The organism is Algorimicrobium algoritergicola, assembly GCF_008086165.1.
Taxonomy (GTDB): domain Bacteria; phylum Bacteroidota; class Bacteroidia; order Flavobacteriales; family Flavobacteriaceae; genus Algorimicrobium; species Algorimicrobium algoritergicola.
In genome coordinates, this window is sequence record NZ_VSKL01000003.1 from 35,939 (window position 1) to 52,621 (window position 16,683).

13 protein-coding genes and 5 tRNA genes are annotated in these 16,683 nt (G+C 34.7%); all 18 read right to left on the reverse strand.

The genetic code is table 11. The features are described from left to right. Positions 1–33: 33 nt before the first annotated feature. Positions 34–4,335 carry a DNA-directed RNA polymerase subunit beta' gene (rpoC, locus tag ES675_RS09240; protein ID WP_066251147.1) on the reverse strand — a complete coding sequence of 1,434 codons (4,302 nt, stop codon included), beginning with the start codon at positions 4,333–4,335 and terminating at the stop codon, positions 34–36. A 92-nt stretch (positions 4,336–4,427) separates the two neighbouring features. Next, positions 4,428–8,240 (reverse strand): DNA-directed RNA polymerase subunit beta, encoded by a 3,813-nt coding sequence (rpoB, locus tag ES675_RS09245; RefSeq protein ID WP_066251142.1) that lies wholly within the window; start codon positions 8,238–8,240, stop codon positions 4,428–4,430. A gap of 122 nt (positions 8,241–8,362) precedes the next feature. Then, on the reverse strand, positions 8,363–8,737 hold the full coding sequence (gene rplL / locus ES675_RS09250) for a 50S ribosomal protein L7/L12 (RefSeq protein WP_066251137.1): 375 nt from the start codon (positions 8,735–8,737) through the stop codon (positions 8,363–8,365). 64 nt (positions 8,738–8,801) lie between these two features. Next, positions 8,802–9,323: a 50S ribosomal protein L10 gene (rplJ, locus tag ES675_RS09255; RefSeq protein WP_066251135.1), complete on the reverse strand. Its 522-nt coding sequence runs from the start codon at positions 9,321–9,323 to the stop codon at positions 8,802–8,804. Positions 9,324–9,342: 19 nt separating this feature from the next. After that, entirely contained in the window at positions 9,343–10,032 is a 690-nt protein-coding gene (gene rplA, locus ES675_RS09260; protein ID WP_066251132.1) for a 50S ribosomal protein L1, read from the reverse strand. 17 nt (positions 10,033–10,049) lie between these two features. Further along, on the reverse strand, positions 10,050–10,490 hold the full coding sequence (gene rplK / locus ES675_RS09265) for a 50S ribosomal protein L11 (protein WP_066251129.1): 441 nt from the start codon (positions 10,488–10,490) through the stop codon (positions 10,050–10,052). Positions 10,491–10,562: 72 nt separating this feature from the next. Next, positions 10,563–11,117, reverse strand: coding sequence for a transcription termination/antitermination protein NusG (nusG, locus tag ES675_RS09270; RefSeq protein ID WP_066251125.1), 555 nt, complete (start codon positions 11,115–11,117; stop codon positions 10,563–10,565). Positions 11,118–11,129: 12 nt separating this feature from the next. Continuing rightward, positions 11,130–11,327: a preprotein translocase subunit SecE gene (gene secE / locus ES675_RS09275; protein WP_066251120.1), complete on the reverse strand. Its 198-nt coding sequence runs from the start codon at positions 11,325–11,327 to the stop codon at positions 11,130–11,132. 58 nt (positions 11,328–11,385) lie between these two features. Continuing rightward, positions 11,386–11,458 (reverse strand) — tRNA-Trp (locus tag ES675_RS09280). Between the two features lie 62 nt (positions 11,459–11,520). Then, complete coding sequence (gene tuf, locus ES675_RS09285) at positions 11,521–12,708, reverse strand: elongation factor Tu (protein WP_066251117.1); 1,188 nt, start codon at positions 12,706–12,708, stop codon at positions 11,521–11,523. Positions 12,709–12,763: 55 nt separating this feature from the next. Continuing rightward, positions 12,764–12,835 (reverse strand) — tRNA-Thr (locus ES675_RS09290). 80 nt (positions 12,836–12,915) lie between these two features. After that, positions 12,916–12,988, reverse strand: a tRNA-Gly gene (locus tag ES675_RS09295). Between the two features lie 180 nt (positions 12,989–13,168). Further along, a tRNA-Tyr gene (locus ES675_RS09300) sits at positions 13,169–13,250 on the reverse strand. Between the two features lie 40 nt (positions 13,251–13,290). Beyond that, positions 13,291–13,364: transfer RNA gene (locus tag ES675_RS09305), tRNA-Thr, on the reverse strand. Positions 13,365–13,466: 102 nt separating this feature from the next. After that, positions 13,467–13,769, reverse strand: a complete 303-nt coding sequence (hpf, locus tag ES675_RS09310) for a ribosome hibernation-promoting factor, HPF/YfiA family (protein WP_066251109.1) — start codon at positions 13,767–13,769, stop codon at positions 13,467–13,469. Between the two features lie 39 nt (positions 13,770–13,808). Then, entirely contained in the window at positions 13,809–14,702 is an 894-nt protein-coding gene (locus ES675_RS09315; RefSeq protein ID WP_066251108.1) for a tyrosine-type recombinase/integrase, read from the reverse strand. A gap of 135 nt (positions 14,703–14,837) precedes the next feature. Then, a complete protein-coding gene (rpsU, locus tag ES675_RS09320; protein ID WP_066251104.1) occupies positions 14,838–15,032 on the reverse strand; it encodes a 30S ribosomal protein S21 in 195 nt (64 codons plus the stop codon). 217 nt (positions 15,033–15,249) lie between these two features. After that, positions 15,250–16,677, reverse strand: a complete 1,428-nt coding sequence (locus ES675_RS09325) for a carboxypeptidase-like regulatory domain-containing protein (protein ID WP_066251097.1) — start codon at positions 16,675–16,677, stop codon at positions 15,250–15,252. Positions 16,678–16,683 lie beyond the last annotated feature (6 nt).

A 16,683-nucleotide genomic window follows, 5' to 3' on the forward strand; every position in this document is an offset into this window, starting at 1 on the left:
GTGAATTTCTTCACGCTATTTTTAGTTTATTAATTAGTTATAATTAACTTCTTGTTTAGCTTGCATCATTTCATCAAACTCTTCCTTGGATCCAACGATAATGTTTTCATAAGATCTCATACCAGTACCAGCTGGAATTCTATGACCTACAATTACATTTTCCTTAAGACCTTCAAGTGTATCTACCTTACCATTTACGGCTGCTTCGTTAAGAACTTTTGTAGTTTCCTGGAACGATGCTGCTGATATAAACGACTTGGTTTGTAGCGATGCTCTTGTAATACCTTGTAAAATTGGCGTAGCCGTAGCTGGTTGTGCATCACGTGCTTCAACTAACTTCTTATCTTCACGACGTAATAAAGAATTTTCATCTCTTAAATCACGAGGAGAAATAATTTGACCTGCTTTAATATTTACAGAATCTCCTGAATCTTCAACAACTTTCATTCCGAAAATATCATCATTTTCTACAATGAAATCTGCTTTATGAACCAATTGGTTTTCAAGGAATGTCGTATCACCAGAATCCATGATTCTAACTTTACGCATCATTTGTCTTACAACAACCTCAAAGTGCTTATCATTAATTTTCACACCTTGTAAACGATATACTTCTTGTACTTCATTCACTAAGTATTGCTGAACCGCTGAAGGGCCTTTGATATTTAAAATATCATTTGGCGTAACAGAACCATCAGATAAAGGCATACCTGCTTTTACAAAGTCATTTTCTTGAACAAGAATCTGATTTGATAATTTAACCAAGTACTTCTTAATTTCACCTAATTTCGATTCTACAATAATTTCACGGTTACCACGCTTAATTTTACCGAATGATACCACACCATCAATAGCACTAACTACTGCTGGGTTAGATGGGTTACGCGCTTCGAATAATTCCGTTACACGAGGTAAACCACCCGTAATATCACCAGACTTGGCAGATTTACGAGGAATTTTAACTAAAATTTTACCAACTTTAATTTTCTCTCCATCGTCAATCATTAAGTGAGCTCCAACTGGTAAGTTGTAAGAACGCATAGTGCTTCCTTTGGCATCTTCAATATGAAGTGTAGGAATAAGCTTTTTATTTCTAGATTCAGAAATCACTTTTTCTTGGAATCCAGTTTGCTCATCAATTTCTACTTGATATGTTAAACCTTGTTCGATGTTTTCATAACGTACTTTACCAGCAAATTCTGAAATAATTACACCGTTATATGGATCCCATGAACAAACAACATCACCTTTCTTAAGTGCATCACCATTCTTAACAAGAATAGTAGAACCGTAAGGAATGTTATTCGTACTTAATGTGATACCTGTTTTCTTATCAATTAATTTCAATTCAGAGGTACGAGAGATAACCATGTTAGCTACGTTTCCATCAGAGTCTTCACCCTTAATAGTTTTAAGCTCATCAATTTCTGCAATACCATCAAATTTAACAATCAATTTATTTTCTTCTGAAATGTTACCTGCAATACCACCTACGTGGAATGTACGTAATGTTAACTGTGTACCTGGTTCTCCAATAGATTGTGCAGCTACTACACCAACAGCTTCTCCACGTTGTACCATTTTCCCGGTTGCTAAATTACGACCGTAGCACTTGGCACAGATTCCTTGTTTAGCTTCACATGTTAATGCTGAACGCACTTCAACAGCATCTACTGGTGAATTTTGGATTCTTTTAGCAATAACTTCATCAATCATTTCGTTTGTTCCAACCAATAACTCATCTGTTAATGGATTGTAAACATCGTTTAATGAAATACGACCTAAAATACGTTCTGCTAACGTTTCAACAACTTCATCATTTTTCTTTAATGGTGAAACTTCTACACCACGTAACGTACCACAATCAACGCTATTTACAATAACATCTTGAGATACATCTACTAAACGACGTGTTAAGTAACCAGCATCGGCAGTTTTAAGAGCCGTATCGGCAAGACCTTTACGTGCACCGTGCGTTGAGATAAAGTATTCTAAAATTGAAAGACCTTCCTTAAAGTTAGAAAGAATTGGATTTTCAATAATTTCTCCACCACCTGCAGTCGATTTCTTCGGTTTCGCCATTAATCCACGCATACCTGTAAGCTGACGAATCTGTTCTTTAGATCCACGAGCACCAGAATCAAGCATCATATACACCGAGTTGAAACCTTGTTGATCTTCACGAATACGCTTCATAGACAATTCAGTCAATTCAGCATTCGTTGATGTCCAGATATCAATAACTTGGTTGTAACGTTCGTTGTTAGTAATAAGACCCATGTTATAATTGGCCATAATACCATCAACTTTAACATTCGCACCATCAATCATAGATTGCTTTTCTGGTGGGATAATAATATCACCTAAACTAAATGATAATCCACCTTGGAATGCGAAGTTGTAACCTAAAGTTTTAATTTCATCAAGGAAAGCAGCCGTTTCTGGCACACTTGTCACTTTTAAAATATCACCAATAATATTACGTAGTGATTTTTTAGTCAATACTTCATTAATATAACCAGCAGCATGAGGTACTTTATCGTTAAATAATACACGACCTACTGTGGTACTTATAACTTGTAACGTTAACTCTTCAGCTTCATTAAAAGCGTATGTTCTTACTCTAATTGACGCATTTAATTCTACACGACCTTCATTATAAGCGATTACTACTTCTTCCGGAGAATAGAATGTTAAACCTTCACCTTTAATTTTAACTTCGTCGGTTGATATACGCTCTTTCGTCATATAATATAAACCAAGTACCATATCTTGAGAAGGTACTGCTACTGGCGAACCATTAGCTGGGTTTAAAATATTATGCGATGCTAACATTAATAACTGACATTCTAAAATAGCTTCAGGGCCTAATGGTAAATGCACAGCCATTTGATCACCATCAAAATCGGCGTTAAATGCCGTAGTAACTAATGGGTGTAACTGAATAGCTTTTCCTTCAATTAACTTTGGTTGGAAAGCTTGAATACCTAATCGGTGAAGCGTAGGCGCACGGTTAAGTAATACTGGATGTCCTTTAAGAACGTTTTCCAAGATATCCCAAACCACAGGCTCTCTTTTATCTATAATTTTCTTCGCAGATTTTACAGTTTTAACAATACCTCTTTCAATTAATTTTCTAATTACAAAAGGTTTGTATAATTCGGCTGCCATATCCTTTGGAATACCACATTCGAATAATTTTAATTCTGGTCCAACAACAATTACAGAACGTGCTGAATAATCCACACGCTTACCAAGTAAGTTTTGACGGAAACGTCCTTGCTTACCTTTTAATGAATCTGATAACGATTTTAATGGTCGGTTAGAATCTGTTTTTACAGCAGATGATTTACGTGTATTATCCAATAACGAATCTACAGATTCCTGTAACATACGTTTTTCGTTACGTAAAATAACTTCTGGTGCTTTAATTTCAACCAAACGCTTTAATCGGTTATTACGAATAATAACACGACGATATAAATCATTTAAATCTGATGTTGCAAAACGACCACCATCTAACGGTACTAACGGACGTAATTCCGGCGGAATAATTGGAATAACTTTTAAAATCATCCATTCTGCACGATTCTCACGATTTTCGTTAGACTCACGCAAAGCTTCAACCACTTGTAAACGCTTTAAAGCTTCTGTTTTACGTTGTTTTGACGTTTCTGTATTTGCTTTATGACGTAATTCAAATGATAATTCATCTAAATTAATACGTGATAAAAGTTCAATTAAACATTCAGCACCCATTTTAGCCAAGAATTTATTTGGATCTTTATCGTCCAAGTATTGATTCTCTTTTGGTAAGGTTTCTAATATGTTTAAGTATTCTTCTTCAGTAAGGAAGTCCATTTTCTGAACCGGTTCTCCTTCTGCATTTTTAGCAATACCTGGTTGAATTACTACATAACGTTCGTAGTAAATAATCATATCTAATTTCTTAGATGGTAAACCAAGTAAGTAACCAATTTTATTTGGTAATGAACGGAAGTACCAGATGTGCGCAACTGGAACCACTAAATTAATGTGCCCAACACGATCACGACGTACTTTCTTTTCAGTTACTTCTACACCACAACGGTCACATACGATACCTTTATATCTAATACGCTTGTATTTTCCACAGGCACATTCATAATCCTTTACAGGACCAAAAATACGCTCACAGAATAAACCATCACGTTCTGGTTTATGAGTTCGATAATTGATAGTTTCTGGCTTTAGAACTTCACCGCGAGATTCTGCTAAAATAGACTCTGGTGACGCTAAACCAATGGAGATTTTATTAAATCTCTGTACTGTATTCTTATCTTGTTTTCTTGCCATGTTTTATGTTTTTAGTATGGACAGTCCGAAGACTGTCCTTACATACAACGGTTTTTTTTTATTTGGGCCAGTTACGAATTGCCCCGTAAATATTACTCTTCTAATCTGATATCCAGTGCTAAACCTTTCAATTCATGCATAAGCACGTTAAAAGATTCTGGCAATCCTGGTTCTGGCATTGGCTCACCTTTAACTATACTTTCGTATGTTTTAGCTCTACCAATTACATCATCAGATTTAACGGTCAATATTTCTCTTAATGTTGCAGATGCACCATAAGCCTCTAATGCCCAAACTTCCATTTCTCCAAAACGCTGACCACCAAATTGTGCTTTACCACCTAATGGTTGTTGCGTAATTAATGAGTAAGGTCCAATAGAACGTGCGTGCATTTTATCGTCAACCATGTGACCAAGTTTCAGCATGTAGATAACTCCTACGGTTGCTGGCTGATCAAAGCGGTTTCCTGTTCCACCATCATATAGATAGGTATGGCCAAATCTTGGAATTCCAGCTTCATCTGTAAATTCATTAATTTGATCAAGGGTTGCACCATCAAAAATAGGCGTCGCATACGTACGACCTAATTTTTGACCTGCCCAACCAAGAACAGTTTCATATATCTGCCCAATGTTCATACGAGATGGTACACCAAGTGGATTTAAAACAATATCAACAGGTGTTCCGTCTTCAAGGAATGGCATATCTTCTTGACGAACAATACGCGCTACAATACCTTTGTTACCGTGACGACCTGCCATTTTATCACCTACTTTAAGTTTACGTTTTTTAGCTATGTAAACTTTAGCTAGTTTGATAATACCAGCTGGTAATTCATCACCTACAGAAATAGTAAACTTCTCACGACGTAAAGAACCTTGTAAGTCGTTTTCTTTAATTTTGTAGTTGTGAATTAAATCGGCTACTAATTTATTGGTATAATCATCAGTAGTCCAAGATCCAGCAGTTAAGTGGGTATAATCATCTACAGCATTTAACATTTTAAGTGTATATTTCTTACCTTTTGGTAATACTTCTTCACCTAAATCATTAAAGACACCTTGAGCCGTTTTACCAGATACAATTGTGAATAGTTTATCAACTAGAACGTCTTGTAAATCATCAAACTTTTTGAAGTATAAAGCTTCTAATGCTGCAATATCTTCTTTATCTTGAGCTCTCTTGCGCTTATCTTTAACGGCACGAGCAAATAATTTTTTATCAATTACTACACCATGTAATGATGGAGACGCTTTTAGTGATGCATCTTTCACATCACCAGCTTTATCACCAAAAATAGCACGTAATAATTTTTCTTCAGGAGTTGGATCTGATTCTCCTTTTGGTGTAATTTTACCAATAAGAATATCACCAGGTTTCACTTCTGCTCCAACACGAATCATACCGTGTTCATCTAAATCTTTAGTCGCTTCTTCTGAAACGTTAGGGATATCATTAGTTAATTCTTCGTTACCCAATTTGGTGTCACGAACTTCTAATGAATATTCATCAATATGAATAGATGTAAACACATCATTTCTTACTACTTCTTCAGAAATCACAATAGCATCCTCAAAGTTATACCCTTTCCAAGGCATAAAGGCTACTTTCATATTTCGCCCTAAAGCTAATTCTCCTTTTTGTGTTGCATAACCTTCACAAAGAACTTGACCTTTCTTAATTTTATCACCTTTTTGAACAATTGGCTTTAAATTAATAGAGGTTCCTTGGTTGGTTTTTCTGAACTTAACAAGTGGATATGTTTTTGTATCGCTTTCAAAGCTTACTTTCGCTTCATCTTCTGTTCTATCGTATTTGATAGTAATTTCGTTAGCGTCAACATATTCTACAACACCACTTCCTTCTGCATTTATTAATACACGAGAATCTGATGCTACTTGTCTTTCTAATCCTGTTCCAACAATTGGTGCTTGCGGACGTAATAATGGTACGGCCTGACGCATCATGTTAGATCCCATTAATGCACGGTTGGCATCATCATGTTCCAAGAATGGAATTAATGAAGCTGAAATAGAAGCAATTTGATTTGGTGCAACGTCGGTATAATGAATTTCACTTGGGTCAATTACTGGGAAGTCACCTTCCATACGCGCAATTACCTTATCATGTAAAATTTTACCGTTTTCATCAACCTTAACAGTTGCTTGTGCAATTAATTTATCTTCTTCCTCTTCAGCACTTAAATAAATAGGAGTACTCTTAATATCTACAACGCCATCCGTTACTTTACGGTAAGGAGTTTCAATGAATCCCATAGAATTCACTTTAGCAAATACTGAAAGTGACGAAATTAAACCAATGTTTGGTCCTTCTGGTGTTTCAATAGGACATAAACGTCCGTAGTGTGTATAGTGAACATCACGTACTTCAAAACCCGCTCTTTCACGAGATAAACCTCCAGGTCCAAGAGCTGATAAACGACGCTTGTGCGTAATTTCAGCAAGTGGATTGGTTTGATCCATGAATTGCGATAATTGGTTAGTACCAAAGAATGAATTAATAACAGATGATAATGTCTTAGCATTAATTAAATCGATAGGTGTAAATACTTCGTTGTCACGTACATTCATACGCTCACGAATAGTTCGCGCCATACGTGCTAAACCAACACCAAACTGTTGAGATAATTGCTCACCAACTGTACGTACACGACGGTTAGATAAGTGATCAATATCATCAATTTCTGCTTTAGAGTTGATAAGTTCAATTAAGTATTTAATAATAGTAATGATATCTTCTTTGGTAAGCACTTGCTTATCCATACCAATATCAAGACCTAATTTTTTGTTCATTCTATAACGACCTACTTCTCCTAAAGAGTAACGTTGGTCAGAAAAGAATAACTTGTCAATAATACCACGTGCAGTTTCCTCATCTGGCGGCTCTGCATTACGTAATTGACGGTATATGTGTTCAACAGCCTCTTTTTCAGAGTTTGTTGGATCCTTTTGTAAGGTGTTATGAATAATTGCGTAATCTCCTTGTTGTGCACTTTCCTTATGTAAAAGAACCGTTTTTACACTTGTTTCAAGAATTTCTTCAATATTATCTTTATCAAGAACGGTGTCACGATCTAATACAATCTCGTTACGTTCAATTGATACTACTTCACCCGTATCTTCATCAACAAAATCCTCATGCCATGTGTTAAGTACACGTGCTGCAAGCTTACGTCCTAATACTTTTTTAAGTCCTGCTTTCGAAACTTTAATTTCTTCAGCAAGATCAAAAATTTCTAAAATATCTTTATCACGTTCAAAACCAATGGCTCTGAATAACGTTGTTACAGGTAATTTCTTCTTACGGTCGATATACGCATACATCACTTGATTGATGTCTGTTGCGAATTCAATCCATGATCCTTTAAATGGAATAACTCTGGCTGAATATAATTTTGTTCCATTAGCATGGAATGATTGACCAAAGAATACACCTGGTGATCTGTGTAACTGCGATACAACTACACGCTCTGCACCATTGATACAGAATGTACCAGAAGGTGTCATATAAGGAATTGTTCCTAAATACACATCTTGAACAATGGTCTCGAAATCCTCATGTTCAGGGTCTGTACAGTACAATTTAAGTCTAGCCTTAAGTGGTACACTATATGTTAGTCCACGTTCTATACATTCTTCAATTGTATAACGTGGTGGATCAATAAAGTAATCTAAAAATTCTAAAACAAATTGATTACGTGTATCTGTAATTGGGAAGTTTTCCAAAAAGGTGTTATATAAACCTTCGTCTCCTCTTTCTTCAGATTTAGTTTCTAGCTGGAAAAAATCCTGGAAGGATTTTATCTGAATATCCATAAAGTCAGGATATTCTGTTCTATTTATAATAGACGAGAAATTTAATCTTTCAGCTTGTTTTGTTAACATCAATGGGCGGAATTTTGATTAAAAAAAATAAAATAGCGTATGTAACGATTATATACGCAAAATGGTCTAGGCCTAAAAGTGTTCACTTTAGACCTAAACCGTAATGTTTTAGAGTGCTTAAATTACTTAAGCTCAACCTCTGCTCCTGCTTCCTCTAATTGAGTTTTTAGAGCTTCTGCTTCATCTTTAGAAACACCTTCTTTAACTGGGCTTGGTGCATCATCAACTAAACCTTTAGCTTCTTTTAAACCTAATCCAGTTAATTCTTTAACTAGTTTTACAACTGCTAATTTAGAACCACCAGCGGCTTTAAGGATTACATCAAATTCTGTTTGCTCTTCAGCAGCGTCTCCACCACCAGCAGCAGGACCAGCCATAGCTACAGCAGCAGCTGCAGGCTCGATACCATACTCATCTTTTAATATAGTTGCTAATTCGTTTACTTCTTTTACAGTTAAGTTAACTAATTGTTCTGCGAAATCTTTTAAATCTGCCATTTTTCTATCGTTTTAATAAATTTTAATAATAATATAATTGTAATTAAGTGCGTACTATTTGTGACTATCCTTCTTTTTCAGATAGTGTCTTTAAAATACCTGCTAATTTACCTCCACTTGATTTAAGTGCTGAAATAACGTTTTTAGCTGGTGATTGTAATAAGCCAATAATATCACCGATAACTTCCTCTTTAGATTTGATATTTACTAAAGCGTCTAGGTTTTCGTCGCCAATATAAACAGCTTCCTCAATAAATGCGCCTTTTAAAAGTGGCATTGTTGATTTTTTACGGAAGTTTTGAATAACTTTGGCTGGTGCATTACCAACTTCAGAATACATGATTGAAGTATTTCCTTTTAATGTTGAAGGAAGTTCGCCAAAATCTTTATCTGATGCTTCCATTGCTTTTTCAAGCAAGGTATTTTTAACTACAGCCAATTTTATATTTGCCTTAAAACAAGCACGACGTAAATCTGATGTCGATCCTGCATTTAATCCGGAAATATCTGCTAAATAAATAATATTATTATCGGCTAATTGCGCAGTTAATTCTTTAATTACTTGTGATTTTTCTTCTCTAGTCATAATAAAAGTTTTAAACTACTTAACCAATTTTAGTATCTAAAGCTAAACTTGGACTCATGGTACTAGACATAAAAATGCTCTTCACATAAACTCCTTTAGCAGCAGTTGGTTTAAGTTTCATTATTGTTTGTAATAATTCGTTTGCATTACCTGCAATTTTATCAGCACTGAAAGATGCTTTTCCTATTGATGCGTGTACAATACCAGTTTTATCAACTTTAAAGTCAATTTTACCAGCTTTTACATCGCTAACAGCTTTAGCAATATCCATTGTTACCGTACCAGTTTTTGGGTTAGGCATTAAACCACGAGGACCTAATACACGTCCTAAAGGACCTAACTTACCCATAACACTTGGCATAGTTACAATAACATCTACGTTTGTCCAACCACCTTTAATTTTATCAAGGTACTCATCTAAACCTACATAGTCTGCACCAGCTTCTTTAGCTTCCGCTTCTTTATCTGGAGTTACTAATGCTAAAACTTTTACGTCTTTACCCGTACCATGTGGAAGCGTTACTACGCCTCTTACCATTTGATTTGCCTTTCTTGGATCTACGCCTAAACGTATTGCCAAGTCTATAGATGCATCAAATTTAGTATTGGTTATTTCTTTTATTAATGCTGATGCTTCACCGACAGAATATACTCTACCCTTTTCGATTTTTGCTACAGCTTCTTTTTGTTTCTTTGTTAATCTTGCCATTTTACAATTTTTTTAGATTAATTAGGGGCAGTACCACCTTTAACAGTTATACCCATTGATCTAGCAGTACCTGCAACCATTGTCATGGCCGCTTCGATTGTAAATGCATTTAAATCTTGCATTTTATCTTCAGCGATGGTTCTAACCTGATCCCAAGAAACTTTTGCTACTTTTTTAATGTGTGGTTCACCTGAACCCTTTTTCACTTTGGCCGCTTCTAATAATTGTACAGCTGCAGGAGGTGTTTTGATAACAAAGTCAAATGATTTGTCTTTGTATACCATAATAACCACTGGTAAAACTTTACCAGGTTTATCTTGTGTTCTAGCATTAAACTGCTTACAGAACTCCATGATATTAACTCCAGCGGCACCTAAAGCGGGTCCAACCGGTGGCGACGGATTCGCTGCACCTCCCCTTACTTGTAGTTTAACTACTTTACTTAACTCTTTTGCCATTTTTAATAATTTAGTTTTTTTGTAATCTTTTATTTTGAAGCTAAAGATTACACTTTATGATTGTAACAATTATTATACTTTTTCTACTTGCATATAGCTTAATTCTAATGGTGTTTTTCTTCCGAAAATTTTCACCATTACTTCCAGCTTACGCTTCTCTTCGTTAATTTTCTCAATAGTTCCATCAAATCCATTGAATGGTCCATCAATAACTTTAACGGTTTCACCAATATTAAATGGAATAGCCACATTTGTATCAGCATCTAATGATAACTCATCAACCTTACCTAACATTCTATTTACTTCAGATTGTCTTAATGGCACTGGGTCTCCTCCTTTTGTTTCACCTAAAAAGCCAATAACATTTGTTACTGATTTTATAATGTGAGGAATTTCACCAGTTAAGTTTGCTTTTATCATGATGTAACCTGGGAAATAAACTTTTTCTTTGTTTGTTTTCTTACCGTTACGTATTTGGATTACTGTTTCCGTTGGAACTAAAACCTGCTCAACAAAATCTTCATATCCCAATCGTGCTATTTCCGTTTCTATATAAGCTTTAATTTTATTTTCTTGACCGCTTACAGCTCTAACGACATACCACTTTTTCTCATTTCCTTCAGACATAAAATTTTATTTTTAACCGTTAATCCATTGAAAGTAAAATCCTATTGCTTTGCTAAATACTGTGTCAACACCCCAAATAGCTAGTGAAAAAATGATAGAGAACACTGCTACTAAAATTGTTAACTTCTGTCCTTCTGCCCATGTTGGCCAAGTAACATTGTTTTTTAGTTCTCCAAATGATTCTTTTATATAGTTTGCAATTCCAGCCATTGTTTAATATGTTTTTATTTTCAGGAAGTAATTATAACAATGATTACTTCATAAATTGCACGGGTTGAGAGACTCGAACTCCCGACACCTGGTTTTGGAGACCAGTGCTCTACCAACTGAGCTAAACCCGTAAATACAAGTCAAGGTATTCCGAAAAAACGGAATACCTTAACTCTATATTTATTAGATAATATTAATCTAAAATTTCAGTTACCTGACCTGCTCCAACTGTTCTTCCTCCTTCACGAATAGCGAAACGAAGACCAACATTCATTGCAATTGGTTGAATTAAATCAACATGAATTGTTAAGTTATCTCCAGGCATAACCATCTCAACACCTTCTGGTAAAGCAATGTTACCAGTTACATCCGTTGTACGAACATAAAATTGTGGACGGTAATTATTATGGAATGGCGTATGACGACCACCTTCTTCTTTTTTCAAGATATAAACCTCAGCTTTAAATTTAGCGTGTGGTGTTACAGAACCTGGCTTACAGATTACCATACCTCTTGAAATTTGACTTTTCTCAATACCTCTTAATAAGATACCAGCATTATCACCAGCCTCACCTCTATCAAGGATTTGACGGAACATTTCAATACCAGTAATTGTAGATGTAATCTTCTCAGCACCCATACCGATGATCTCAACTGGATCTCCTGTATTAGCAATACCAGTTTCGATACGACCTGTAGCAACAGTTCCACGACCAGTAATAGAGAAAACATCTTCAATAGGCATTAAGAAAGGCTTATCAACCTCACGTAATGGCTCTTCAATCCAGTTATCAACAGCTTCCATTAATTCTAAAACTGTATCAACCCATTTTTGTTCACCATTTAAAGCACCTAATGCAGAACCAGCAATTACAGGTCCATTATCACCATCGTACTCATAGAAAGAAAGTAAATCTCTAACTTCCATATCAACCAATTCGATTAATTCTTCATCATCAACCATATCCACTTTATTCATGAATACAACGATACGAGGAATACCTACTTGGCGTCCTAATAAGATATGCTCTCTTGTTTGTGGCATAGGACCATCAGTAGCCGCAACTACTAAAATAGCACCATCCATTTGTGCAGCACCAGTTACCATGTTCTTTACGTAATCCGCGTGACCTGGACAGTCAACGTGAGCGTAATGACGATTTGCTGTTGCATATTCTACGTGTGAAGTATTAATTGTAATACCTCTTTCTTTTTCTTCCGGTGCATTATCAATTTGATCAAATGATCTTGCTTCTGAAAAACCTGCATCAGCTAATACTTTAGTAATAGCAGCAGTTAAAGTTGTTTTACCGTGATCTACGTGTCCAATAGTACCTATGTTAAGGTGTGGTTTTGAACGATCGAAAGTTGCCTTTGCCATGTTTAATTTATTTTAATCTTATTTATATTAGTACTTAATTATTCAATTTTAAAAGAGCCAATGACGGGAATTGAACCCGTGGCCTCTTCCTTACCAAGGAAACGCTCTACCCCTGAGCTACACCGGCGTAAAGTTTTTATTTCTTTTACATGCCTACACAAAGACAAACCTTAAAAGAAGATATTCCTACTTTGTAAGGAATTATTGAGCGAGAGACCGGGTTCGAACCGGCGACATTCAGCTTGGAAGGCTGACGCTCTACCAACTGAGCTACTCTCGCATTTCTTTGAATATTTCTCAATACTCAAAAGGTGTTTTATTATTTCAATTTTGGATTAATTTCATAACCCTGTAAAAGCGAACTCTTACTAAATTTCAAAAAACGTGTTTTGAAATTTTAACTTTTAAAACACTACTTTACAAAAGCGAACTTTTGTCAGTAGCTAATTTAAAAACTCAGTGGGGAGAGCAGGATTCGAACCTGCGAAGACGTAGTCAGCAGATTTACAGTCTGCCCTCGTTGGCCGCTTGAGTATCTCCCCAATCACTTTAATTCAATATTTCAAAAAAAACTTTTTTTTGAGCCGATGGAGGGACTCGAACCCACGACCTGCTGATTACAAATCAGCTGCTCTAGCCAGCTGAGCTACATCGGCTTTTTAGCATCTTTTTGGAGCTAAAAAAAAGCCCGCTATTTCTAACGGACTGCAAATGTATAGAATTATTTTTTTATTCAAAACATTTTTTCAAATATTTTATCATAAATGTGATCTTAATTTTTCTTTTCGCTTCTTTAATTGACGTTCAAGCGAGGCTACAGCCGTGTCTACACCTTCTTCAAAAGTTTTACATTGTTTTTTTACAACAAAACTATCTCCAGGCACATTTACACGTGCTTCAAAGATTTTGTTAGCCTTATCACTCGTGTTCTCTACTTTCAAATAAACATCTGATTGAATAACTTTATCATAATACAAATCTAATTTGTCCATGCGCTTCTGAATAAAGTCTATCAATTTCTGATCTGCGTTAAAATTAACGGATTGGGTGTTTACTTTCATACGGTTCTATTTTTAATATTAAACAAATGAATTTTGCTGTTATTTTTTCTGACCACGTGGATGCGCTTTTAAATACACTTTCTTTAATTCGGATATACTATTATGTGTGTAAACTTGTGTAGCGGCTAAACTGGAATGACCAAGTAATTCTTTTACAGCATTTAAATCGGCACCTTGATTTAGTAAATGAGTGGCAAATGAATGCCTTAAAATATGTGGACTCTTTTTTACCTTGGTAGATGCTAAACTAAAATAATCATTTATTATGCGGTAGACAAGTGTTTCATAAATTTTAACGCCTTTTTGTGTTAAAAAGAAATGATTTTTATCTGTTATGTTTTCTAATGTAATTCTAACTTTTAAATACTGCTCTATCGTTTTCATAACAGAATCTAGCAAGGGAATAATTCGCTCCTTGTTTCGCTTTCCTAAAACTTTCAACGTTTGATTGGATGTATCTATTTGGTTTAACTGAATCTCTACCAATTCAATACGACGAATTCCCGTAGAATAAAAAAGTTCAATTATTAGTTTATTCCTAATACCTTCAAAGCTGGAATCAAAATTCAATTCATCTAAAACGGTTGCTACTTCAGCTTCCGAAAATGGAATTTGAATTTTCTTACTCGTTTTTAATGCTTTGTGCTTGGAAAGTGGATTCGCTTTAATATCTCCCACTTTTAATTGAAATTTATAATAGGAATTTAATGCCGAAATTTTTCGATTTATAGACCGATTACTGATTTTTTGATCTACTAAACTCACAATCCAATTCCTGATTTCTGGATAATTGACAGACAACATATCCTGTGTTTGATAGGTTGCCGATAAAAAGGTAAGAAAATCATTTAAATCTTTTTCATAAGCCTTCACAGTTAACTTGGAGTAGTGTTTTTCCAAAAGTAAATAGTCTGTAAAAGATTGAAAAGGCATGAGAATTCTTGTATAAGTTAGATTGTTATTTAGTATGCTTAATTGTAAAATTACGAAGATTTATTGGTCTTTAAATTCAAAGCAAAAAAAAATCCCACATTTCTGTAGGATTCATTTTTTAATACTATTTAGAGATTAGATATTCTCTTGATCTCTTAAACGTTGAATATATTGAGCTTTTTGAATGAGCGTTCTATTTTCAATTGAAGGCTTCGTAAACTGCTTACGTGAATTTAAAGCACGTTTAGTTCCCGTTTTATCAAACTTTCGTTTGAAACGTTTTAGCGCTCTATCTATATTTTCTCCTTCTTTAATCGGTATAATTAACATAGTCCTTAACCTCCTCTCTTTTAGAATTTTCAAGATGCAAAAATAGTAACAAATTTAAATTCTGCAATGAAAAAATAAAAAAAATTATTTGTTCTATTCGAGAACTTAATTAAACGTAAAAAAAAGGCGAGATTTATAATACTTCAACATATAAAAAAAACAGAAACAACTTAAGGTTAAGCTATTTCTGTTTTATAGAATATTGACACGCTAAATGCTAATCTTTAAACAAAGCGTAACGCTTGGTTAAATCTTGTATGAGTTTTTCTTCTTCTTTACTTTCCAATAAGGTATTGTAGCTTTTCCAAAAATCTTTATCATAAGGTTTAGGCGAAAACAAATCGGAATCCCAAGGTTTGGCTAATGCTTCCTTTACTTGCGCATCATCTGTAATAATTTCCGTGAACAAAATTTCTTGAACGGTATAGTAATAACGTTCGTCCTTATTAATGGCCGATTCGTCAATTTCCGTTTTAGGATCATCTATTGCAACACCTACATTTACTAGTTTTGGTGTTTCATAATACACATAATTCAAGTACATTTTATCTTGATACTCTTTGTAACTCAACACCAATTTATGGGTTATATCTGTATCATAAAGTGTTTTACTTCTGCTGCGTTGTGCTTTTGAAGCTGCAACCAATTCATATTCAATTTTTTTAATGGCATAGGTGTCCCAATAAATATAAATCCACCCTTTGGGATGATAACCATCATTGAAAATTCCTGGTGTTTCCAAATTCACATATTCAAAACTTTCTGAAATTTGAATTTTATAAATTTTCCGGTCATTTTCTACAAGAACAGTATCCAAATTAAATTGGTGTTTACTCATAATATCCTCGCCAAATAACGCACGTGAATTTCCGGCATTTCGAACCATATTCAATTTTCCTTGAAATAATGTTTCTAATCCGTTAATACGATTATCGTTCCATTTTATGGCTTTTACTAATGAGCTCGTTCTAATGGTATCACGTTTTAAATTGTTTTTTGAAAACTTGATGTTTTTAGCCTTATTTTTCAGGTAGGATGTATAAGCTAACAAACTATCCACATCTCGTAAATCATAACTTTTACGAACCTGATCCACATTTATTTTAAGATTCTCTGCAGTACTAGATGCGAAATTGGAATCGTGTAAGGTAATGGCACTTTCAATGAGCCACTTAAATTCCTTTTTATTGCGCTCTTTATGACGCATAAATCCTTTTTGCAAATAGGAAGAATCTGGTAAGTTTTCTGGCAACTCTTCAATGGCTCGCATGACGATATCCTTACCCGTTTTAGGTCTGGTTTCGGCTATTAGTAATACTTCATCTAGAGACGCCACATCTTCATCTAAATAAATTTCGAACGAGGCATCAAACTCATCAACCGGGATTTTATAACTTTTAAATCCAATAGAGGATACAATTAACGTATCTTTTTTATACTTGTTTGGTACGGTTAATAAAAATTTACCATCAGCGTTTGTAACGGTTCCGATGGTTGTGTTTTTAATATAAATACTCGCACTTTCTATAGGCTGAAACGTACTCCCTTCTAAAACCGTATTTGTTAATTCGGTTTGAGCTGAAGCACATGTTCCAATAAAAATTAGAAAAACACTTAAAAGGTAGGTTTGAAAACGATTTGTCATTTAAAA

Excerpts from the sequence above, each read along its gene's own strand:
- rplA (WP_066251132.1), bottom strand. The coding sequence starts at position 10,032 with ATGGCAAGATTAACAAAGAAACAAAAAGAAGCTGTAGCAAAAATCGAA.
- ES675_RS09315 (WP_066251108.1), bottom strand. The coding sequence starts at position 14,702 with ATGCCTTTTCAATCTTTTACAGACTATTTACTTTTGGAAAAACACTAC.
- rplJ (WP_066251135.1), bottom strand. The coding sequence starts at position 9,323 with ATGACTAGAGAAGAAAAATCACAAGTAATTAAAGAATTAACTGCGCAA.
- rpoB (WP_066251142.1), bottom strand. The coding sequence starts at position 8,240 with ATGTTAACAAAACAAGCTGAAAGATTAAATTTCTCGTCTATTATAAAT.
- nusG (WP_066251125.1), bottom strand. The coding sequence starts at position 11,117 with ATGTCTGAAGGAAATGAGAAAAAGTGGTATGTCGTTAGAGCTGTAAGC.
- rpoC (WP_066251147.1), bottom strand. The coding sequence starts at position 4,335 with ATGGCAAGAAAACAAGATAAGAATACAGTACAGAGATTTAATAAAATC.
- hpf (WP_066251109.1), bottom strand. The coding sequence starts at position 13,769 with ATGAAAGTAAACACCCAATCCGTTAATTTTAACGCAGATCAGAAATTG.
- rpsU (WP_066251104.1), bottom strand. The coding sequence starts at position 15,032 with ATGTTAATTATACCGATTAAAGAAGGAGAAAATATAGATAGAGCGCTA.
- tuf (WP_066251117.1), bottom strand. The coding sequence starts at position 12,708 with ATGGCAAAGGCAACTTTCGATCGTTCAAAACCACACCTTAACATAGGT.
- secE (WP_066251120.1), bottom strand. The coding sequence starts at position 11,327 with ATGGCTGGAATTGCAAACTATATAAAAGAATCATTTGGAGAACTAAAA.
- rplK (WP_066251129.1), bottom strand. The coding sequence starts at position 10,490 with ATGGCAAAAGAGTTAAGTAAAGTAGTTAAACTACAAGTAAGGGGAGGT.
- ES675_RS09325 (WP_066251097.1), bottom strand. The coding sequence starts at position 16,677 with ATGACAAATCGTTTTCAAACCTACCTTTTAAGTGTTTTTCTAATTTTT.
- rplL (WP_066251137.1), bottom strand. The coding sequence starts at position 8,737 with ATGGCAGATTTAAAAGATTTCGCAGAACAATTAGTTAACTTAACTGTA.